Genomic DNA, 8,311 nt, shown 5'->3' with positions numbered 1-8,311 from the left:
TACTTTTGGTGTTCGCCACACTTTAGTAGACACGCACGGTGGCTTCGTCGTCAATTGAGGACGACGGCTTTTACACCACTACTTGAGACTCTAACCACGTAGAGATCCTCATTTTCGTCTTCGCCGCTCATAGAGACAGTGATTGCAGATCCATTTTGTGCAGATTTCGTTATCGAGCTTAATCACCAATTTTCTTCCACACACAGGACAATCATCCTCAGACGTGACTTTTGGCGGCACTAACGGTATGCGGAATTCCGTCTGCTCAATGACTTCAGGCTCAGCCCACGTAGGAAACGAGTTCGCTGACGTCCAGACATAGAAACTGCACAGAGGCTCCTGAACCCTTTCGTCCATCGATTCAAGCCATTCCACGGCGTACGAGAAGTAGCGAGGACGGTCGCTCCGAACCAGTGCGTTATCCCGAAGGCTATTGATGACCACGTGAATAGACGGAATATACTTGTCCAAGTCTTTGATCATCCAATGTTCCGGCGGTGTTTCAAACCGAACGAGCATTCGTGCATACTGCGGCGGTTCCTTCGGAATCAAGCTGTTCTCCCAGTACCTCACGTACGTGAGATAGTCCATTTTGAGCTTATGAATGAGCCAAAACCACAACTGACGCTTCCGTACATACGGACGGTCTCGATGATAGGCCGGATGAAACTTCTTCTTCGCGCCGTGTCCCAACATCCAAACCGGGACATTTTGAATTGCAAATCCGCCCTTCATCGGCTTGAGTTTGAGATTTTCGGGCAGATGGTCGAATTCCACACGATTCGAAGCCGGGTTGTAATGCGCGAGCCGTGGCGCTGCTTCTTCCCACAGAAATTCCTCAACACGCGCGTTGACTTCCTCAATACCACCCAGATACTCCGTGACAGGATACCGGTCATCCTCTGCCGTCAAATCAAGAAGGGTATCGAACACTGCATTCATGAGAATGTGCCATTGCCGAAGTACATCCAACGGGTCTTTCGAATTCTTCAGCATCTCCAGGTTAAGTTTCGTGATAGGATGCATCTCTTTTGCCATGCTTCATCCCTCCTCATCTTGACCGTATCATCACCTCACGTACGGAACGCGCCATCTTTACGCCAAAGTTGAACGCGTTGCCCACGCGCATATTGAATGCCACTTGATTATTCATAGATTCCACTTCAAGTTACAATGAACTCTTTATTCATACTGAGTGACCATACATGATGCTTATTTACTACTTGATTCATCAAACGCAATTTACTTTTATGCATGAATTTAATCTCAGTATGCTTGAATGGTGGCTTACGCATAATATAGCTCTGTTTGCACATTCATGTGTGATATAATGTGACTCGATTATGCATGAATGCACACTGGGGGTTGTTCATGATGTTGACTATTGGTTTGGATGTCGGAAACGGAAGTATCGGCTTGTGCGTGCGAGACGGGGACACGCTTGTCCAAGACACCATGCCCTCGGTGTATGGACGCGTTGATCTCACACGCCAGGTGCTGTCGGTGCCCGGCAAATCAACATCGCGCGAAGTGGACGTGTTCACGTTTGGCGGCGAACATTTCGTCCTGGGCTACGAGCACGTTCACGCCATGCACAGCACGCCCATTGGCGCTTACGACCGCGAGCAACGCTATGCGAGCCGACAGTTCGAGACGCTGGCGAAGCTGGCACTACTGGATGCGGCCACACGGACGGGACGAACCGGAGTCATCGAAGTTGCTGTCGCTTGTGGCACGCCGTCAGAGGACTTCACCACGCGCACCGTGGAAATCATGCAGCGCTGGTTCTCTGAACCCATCACCGGCGCAAAAAACGGTGAGCAAGTCGTCGTCATGATTAAGCGCTTGGAGGTCATTCCGCAGCCATTTGCCGTCTTCCTCGATGCGTATCTCGACCAAGATGGTCTTGTGGTGGATGAGGGGCTTGAAAAACAAGATGTACTCGTGATCGACAGCGGCTCCGGCACGCTCGACTTGAGCGAGATTCACCGATTGGAGCTCACACGTCAGACCAGCATTCCTGCAGGCCTGAACGACGTGTATCAAATCATTCTGGAGGAAATCAGGCGCGAAGAGCCGAAAGTGTACGCAACCGCGTATGACTTGGAGGCCCAGTTGCGCGCACAAGACGGCGCACAAGAGTTCTGGTTCGACTACGGCGCACATCGGATGAACATCACCGAACTTCGCGAGCGCGCCATGCGACAGGTTTGGGATCGCATGCAACAGGGCATCCAATATGCGTACCCTGACCGTTCGAGTTTTGGGCGCGTGATTCTCGCAGGTGGCTCAGGCGAGGCCTTCCGCAACTACTTCCTCGCTTGGATGCCGAGCATTCGCATTGCTCCAGATCCGCAATTGGCGGTGGCAAGGGGACTGTACAAATACGCTTTGGCACAGGAGCACGAGGAATCATGACGATTCGCAGATATGTCCTGAGCTACGACGATGAATATGACCGTGAAATCGCCGAGGTCATCGAGCAAACGCCCAAACGCCGGCGCGCCGAGCGCGTCCGGCAGCTCATCTTGCTCGGTATTCAGGCCGAGGCCGAATTGCGCGGTGAAGGCGGCGTAAGACAAGCACAAGTGGACGATAGGGACACTTCGACCGCCCCCACCCCGTCTTCTCCCCAAGCGAACACATCAACTGGCAAACGCCCGGTTATTCCGCGCATCACGCCTAAAACATAAGGGACGGCTGGCACCGTCCCCTCTCTTTTTGTTTGCACCACACTGCACCCAATCCCTTTTTTGACCATAACACCTAGCAATTTTCCCGTCTATGCCAGATAGGAGAATCCGATAGTACATCGAAAAATCAGCGGAAAAATGTCTCCCACTTATCCAGTTGATTCGTCGGCAAAATGCCCGGCACTTCCATCCACGCCTTCCCGTCGCGATGATACGCATCCGGTGTCGGTATTGACTTCGAGACATATTCAGTATGCGCGGACGGAAGTGGGTCGCTGTCGTATCCCTCCTTGCGCCAGATTTCCTGCGCTTGCGCCTTGGTCACGCCCGTCCATACGACGACGGGATACGCCTTCAGACGCGGCCAAATCTGCTGAAATTGCTGGATCGCGTATTGCTCCATTGGCGAGATGTACAGCACATTCGTGTCCTTCACCGCGATCGGCAGATGGCTGACGCGCTTCTTGCGCGCGTCAAACCCGATCAACTTCGCTTGGAGATTCCCCGGAAGCCTATCCACCACCGCATGCACAGACGGCGCGGAGATTGAAGTCGAAGATGTCTGGGACGTCGCATGGGGCATCGACCCGCACCCCGTAACCGTCGCCGTGAGTATCGACGCGGCAAGGAAACCTGTCCACCGTTTTGTCCACATCTTGCACATCCGCTCCTTCCAAAACCGACTCTATCATCTCTTGTGCGCTAAAATGGGCCATCTTTGCGCCAACTTGATACACGAGAGAAGCCGCCCGAAGGCGGCCTCTCTTACCACGTCTGATGTTCATGGAAGTACGTACCCGGATCGTTTCCGCTCACCCACGTATCGCGTATGGTGAACGACGCTTGTGCGGTCGCAACCTGGTTGTCCGTCGACTTCACCCAGAACGTCACTGTGTACGTCCCGTCCTGCATGTACTGCAGCCACTCATCCCATGCGGTTGGGATACCGCCCTCCAAATAGCCGTCTGACGGATTGTACGTGAGCGCAATTGGCGGCGGCGACGTCCAGTTGATGGGTGAACCCGGCGGCATCATCGGGTTCATGCTAATCGCCGGCAAGTACACGTAGGCTTGCGCAATGTCCGTGATGGACGGCTTCACCTTGAACAACAGGTCTTCTCCCGCCCAGAAATCCGACTCCGACCGCACGAGTTGCGGCTGTGGATCGATGTTCGTGTAGTAGTTGTTGTAGTTCTCCAGGTTCTGCTGCCACGCGGGTGTGTGATAGACCTCCGCATCGGACAACGTGAGCTTCGCCTGATTCCATGTCACTTGCACCGTATTACTCGCCTGGTCATGCCCGCCGGACGGATTGACGAACCAAGCAATAAATGTGTCCGTCGCCGGCGCGCCTTCCGTCCACGTCGCGGAATAGCTCGACGCATTCGCTATGCTCGTGCCGACAACCTGGCCCGTGGTCTCATCGTAGATCTCGATCACGTCGCCGGGACCTCCGCCCGTGGTGCTTGTGGCTGTCAGGGTTGTCGCTTGGCCGGCCGGCAACGTGGTCGGGATGGCCGACAATTCAAGATCGTAGTCATACCAAGTCACAGACACTGGCACGGACGAAGCCATAACCTGATCAGGCAGTCCTCCGCCTACATAGGTATCCATGATGTTTTGAATCTCATCACCTTCTGAGGGACTATTACCGTTCTCAGCCCCCCATTCAAGCGTCTGTGTGCTCACAAACACGCTCCCAGCTCCGTAGGAGAAGCTAGCTGCGACTGGCGCTCCATCGGTGGAGTCAGTAATGTACACAAGCGCATTTTTTGGAAGCCCTGAAATATCGTCATGGGACGCCCAGTTTCCTGGTATGGTGCTCGGAAGTCCCTCTGTAAAAGGCGTATTCGGCAACACCACATTATCCGTGTAGGTCGGGTGATACGTAAATGTCAACCCAACTGGGCCCTGGCCCCCTGGCCACTGTCCCGCTTGCCATCCGTTATCCGTGGCGAATAAAATAAGATTTCCACCCTTTGCGACCCATGCATTCAACTGTGGGATAACCGACTCTAACTCCTCATAGAAAGAAGTGGGTTCGTCACCTTCGATCAGAATGGTTCTAAACTGATTAAAATCTACCTGGGTGGGATTGGTGAAAACTTGATAGGAGCCTCCCGACTTGGTAATTGCATTGAGATCAAATTGCCCATCGTTCCAAGCGGCCCCTGGCGCACCCAAAACTGCGATTTCTCCTGCACTGCCTCCTGATGTTGCAGAACCGCCCGTGGCTTGCTGACCTGAATATCGGGCCACTTCAGCAACATACGTATGCGTCTGGGCGGTTGCCATGCTTTGTTCCGCTTGTAACGTGGTCTGACCTGGATTCCCAATGGCAATCACTTGTCCAGTGGTTTGATCCACAATCATCAAGTAGTAATCATTTGGTACGTCCTGAGCTGTTGCGGTCAACGTTGACCACTGATCGATTGGCAACTTCACTGGATTGGCCTGAAGCATAACTCCAAACCAGTCTACTTGAACCGTGTTGCTGGACATGAGGGTTGTATTGAGACTTCCATCCGTTGACACAAAGGCTTGAAACGAATCAGTCTGCGGAACCGGCTCAGTGACACTCACACTAAACTGAGTTGATTGACCAACTCCAACCATCTGCCCGGTCGAACTATTGAAAATGACGATGTAGTCTCCGATCGGAACATCTTGTGCAATGACGGTAAGCGCCGTGGACTGACCTGCTGGCAATTCAGTTGGATTGGCTGCAAGATACAACCCTATCCAAGTCACGGTCTGCTGATTAGAGGAAGCTCCCACTTGTCCGTATCCATCGCTTAACCATGCGATAAACGTGTCAGTCTCAGCATTAAATGACGTGTATTGTGCAATCTCGGGTGACACTCCTGACATCGAAACCGTCTGGCCCGTCGTCTCATCCATGATCACAAGGCTCCACCCGGTCGGGATCGGCTCCGACGTCGTGGCAGTCAACGTCGTACTTTGGCCAGTTGGCAAATACTTCGGATTCGCGGTCAGCGTAATGGTGCCCGTCCATGGATTTGACCACGTGACGGTCGTCCCGCCTGTAGCGACCGGATTCCCGTTCAAGTCAAGCACGGTTGCCGTGTAATTGACCGTGACCGTCTGCCCACTTGGCGGATTCTCCGTCTCGGTGTACGTCCCGGTTTGTCGTGTCAGCCCCGACGCGCTCCACATGTCCGTGCCGTTCCCACTTGGCGTAATCTGCACGGTGTACCCCGCTGGCAGCGACACATTCACCGCATACGAAATCTGCGACGACTCACCCGGCACATTAGTCGATGGATTCGCGGTCATCGTGATCGTCGGCGAGACCCATTTGACCGTCACCGTGGCCGTCGAAAGCAATGTACCCGCGCTATTGTACAAGTTGGCCGTGTACGTCACGGTGACGCTGCTCCCGCCTGTTGGCGATTCCGTCTCGGAGTAGCTATCCGTCTGCTGCGTATCGTCCGTTTGCGACCACATGTGTTGACCGCCTTGGCCTGAGATCGTCACATAATCGCCCGATGCCCATCCGACCGTCGTGTACGAGATCGTCGAGGATTGTCCCGTAAATACGCTCGTCGGCGAAGCCGTGAGCGTAATCGTCGGCTTGGTCCATGTGACCGTGACGGGCGCGGACTCTTCCGACGGTGGACCTTGGGGTGACACACCTGGCGCCCATACATACGCCACGAACGTCTGCGGCCCCGCAACATTGCTGGTGTACTGTACGGTGTACGTGCCGGAATACTCCACCGTGGCCGTATTGCCTTGCACGCTCATGCCGGATATCGTGGCCGTCCAATACGGCGGCATGGAGTAGCCGTATTCGTAGGTTCCCATGGAGACAAACTGGTGCGTTGTCTCGTCGTAAATGTCCACGAACGCGCCCTGTTGTACCGTATCCACGGTGGCGGCTAGCGTTGTGGCCCCTCCGATGCCAAGCGTTGTCGGGTTAGCCGTCAACGTCACATCGTTCGATGCTGGCGGTGTGTAGCTCGAATCGTAGATCGTGTAAGTCTGCTGACACCCCGTCGAGGCGTCGGTAATCGTGAGCGTCCCCGTGTTTACGCCTCCGCTGAACGTCGCTGTGATCGTCGCATCCATGCCCGCAGCTGTGGATGTCTGGGACAACGTGATGGACGGCGAGTTGGTCGAAAACTGCAACACGTCCGGCGTTTGGTTGACAATGGTCACCGTGTCGGAATTGCTGGTCACGCCACCCTGGTCGATGATCGCAAGCTGTGACGGACACCCAATGGCACCAGACCACGTGACGCTCACCGTGGACGAAGTGGCGATGACACTACCGGTAGGCGACAGGAGTTCCGCTTCGTACTGTACAGTCTCCGGCGTATTGGCAGTCGCTTGTGTACTCGCCGAATTGCCCATCGCCACATACGAGTTCTGTCCGCCGAGCGTACTCTTCCCGGATTCGTCGATAATCTTGATCTCGTCCATAGGCGACGGTGCATTGCTCGCCGTGGCTGTCAACGTCGAAGGTTGGCCCGTGGTGAGATTCGTGGGATTCGCCGTTAACGTGATGGTTGCGTTCTGCCCCCACGTCACCTGCACCTGATTCGACATGGCGACCGTCTGCCCCGTCGATGCGTTGATGATGCTCGCCTGATACGTAACCGTCTGCGGCGTCTGGCTCATCGCGGGCCCGCTCAAGGACGTCTCACCCACCACGCCATCTGCGAACGTATTCGAGCCGTCAAACGTGCCTGCTCCCGATAGGTCAGAAATTTCAATAAAGTCACCCGACATATTTCCGCTCGTCGTCGCCGTGACGCCCGTGTATTGTCCCACAGGCAGCGACGTTGGCGACGCGCTCAAGGTGATGGTCGGTCCGTTTCCGCCATTCCCGTTTGTTCCGCCCGTGTTGCCGGAGCTTGTCCACGTGACAGACACCGTGCCAGACGTAGCATCCACGTGCCCTGTGCTCGGGTTCACCACATACGCTTGGTACTTCGCCGTCTCTGGCGTGTTCGCGGTGACCATCGTGGACAACGAGGTTTCGCCTGTCACCCCATCCTCGTATGTATTGGAGCCGCCAAACGTCTGGTCTCCCGTGATGTCCTTGAGTTCGAGGATGTCCCCGCTTGGCACGTTCTTGCCCGTCGCCGTGACCACGCTGTACTGCCCGGTCGGCAAGGACGTAGGCGATGCCGTGATCGTCACGCTCGGCGGTGAGGCGGGCGCGGCCGTCTTCACGGCATACGACGCCTCGTAGTAGCGATCGATGCCATCCACGTAGTACAGATAAAGCATGCCGCTCCCGCTTGCACCGCTTGGCACGGTAATCTGAAACGAGCGCGTCGGGGCAATCGCCGGGATGTACGTGTCCTGCCATGGCGTGAACCCATACGTCGCGACCTGCTCGTTCGAGTGGCCCACATCCGCGTTCACGTAGGTGCCCATGTTGTTGAAGTACCACACCGCGATGAGCCCGGACGGCGTGCCCGACTGGGGCACTTTGTCCGGATTGCCCGTCCCGTCATCGCTTGGGTCGTTGTTGGTATCCGTCACCGTGACAGTTGTGTCCGATATCATGTGTAAAAAGTGTTCCTGCCGAAAACATGAAGAGCCATTCGGGCCCTCTTCGGTAGAATGTGAGTTGAACAAAATCA

At 55.2% G+C, this 8,311-nt stretch carries 5 protein-coding genes; 2 read left to right on the top strand and 3 right to left on the bottom strand.

Annotated features, from left to right (window positions below; genetic code table 11):
- Positions 1-108: 108 nt before the first annotated feature.
- A complete protein-coding gene (locus tag BW934_RS14365) occupies positions 109-1,038 on the bottom strand; it encodes a hypothetical protein (protein WP_076349279.1) in 930 nt (309 codons plus the stop codon).
- 333 nt (positions 1,039-1,371) lie between these two features.
- Here BW934_RS14365 and BW934_RS14360 point away from each other — a divergent pair, with 333 nt between their 5' ends.
- A complete protein-coding gene (locus BW934_RS14360; protein ID WP_234969855.1) occupies positions 1,372-2,418 on the top strand; it encodes a ParM/StbA family protein in 1,047 nt (348 codons plus the stop codon).
- A complete protein-coding gene (locus BW934_RS14355; protein WP_076349277.1) occupies positions 2,415-2,693 on the top strand; it encodes a hypothetical protein in 279 nt (92 codons plus the stop codon). The genes BW934_RS14360 and BW934_RS14355 overlap by 4 nt, the downstream gene beginning before the upstream one ends.
- 127 nt (positions 2,694-2,820) lie before the next feature.
- On the opposite strand, the gene BW934_RS14350 is transcribed toward BW934_RS14355, so the two are convergent.
- Both BW934_RS14350 and BW934_RS14345 read right to left on the bottom strand, forming a co-directional pair.
- Entirely contained in the window at positions 2,821-3,276 is a 456-nt protein-coding gene (locus BW934_RS14350) for a hypothetical protein (protein ID WP_234969854.1), read from the bottom strand.
- Between the two features lie 182 nt (positions 3,277-3,458).
- The gene (locus tag BW934_RS14345) at positions 3,459-8,234 is read right to left on the bottom strand and encodes a beta strand repeat-containing protein (RefSeq protein ID WP_234969853.1); all 4,776 of its coding nucleotides are present in this window, start codon (positions 8,232-8,234) and stop codon (positions 3,459-3,461) included.
- Positions 8,235-8,311: the final 77 nt, after the last annotated feature.

This window comes from Alicyclobacillus vulcanalis, assembly GCF_900156755.1.
GTDB classification, from domain to species: domain Bacteria; phylum Bacillota; class Bacilli; order Alicyclobacillales; family Alicyclobacillaceae; genus Alicyclobacillus; species Alicyclobacillus vulcanalis.
This window is presented reverse-complemented; position numbering and strand designations above follow the sequence as displayed.

What these genes read in the sequence shown, in the direction of transcription:
- BW934_RS14355 (WP_076349277.1), top strand. Translation starts at nt 2,415, where the DNA reads ATGACGATTCGCAGATATGTCCTGAGCTACGACGATGAATATGACCGT.
- BW934_RS14345 (WP_234969853.1), bottom strand. Translation starts at nt 8,234, where the DNA reads ATGATATCGGACACAACTGTCACGGTGACGGATACCAACAACGACCCA.
- BW934_RS14360 (WP_234969855.1), top strand. Translation starts at nt 1,372, where the DNA reads ATGATGTTGACTATTGGTTTGGATGTCGGAAACGGAAGTATCGGCTTG.
- BW934_RS14365 (WP_076349279.1), bottom strand. Translation starts at nt 1,038, where the DNA reads ATGGCAAAAGAGATGCATCCTATCACGAAACTTAACCTGGAGATGCTG.
- BW934_RS14350 (WP_234969854.1), bottom strand. Translation starts at nt 3,276, where the DNA reads ATGCCCCATGCGACGTCCCAGACATCTTCGACTTCAATCTCCGCGCCG.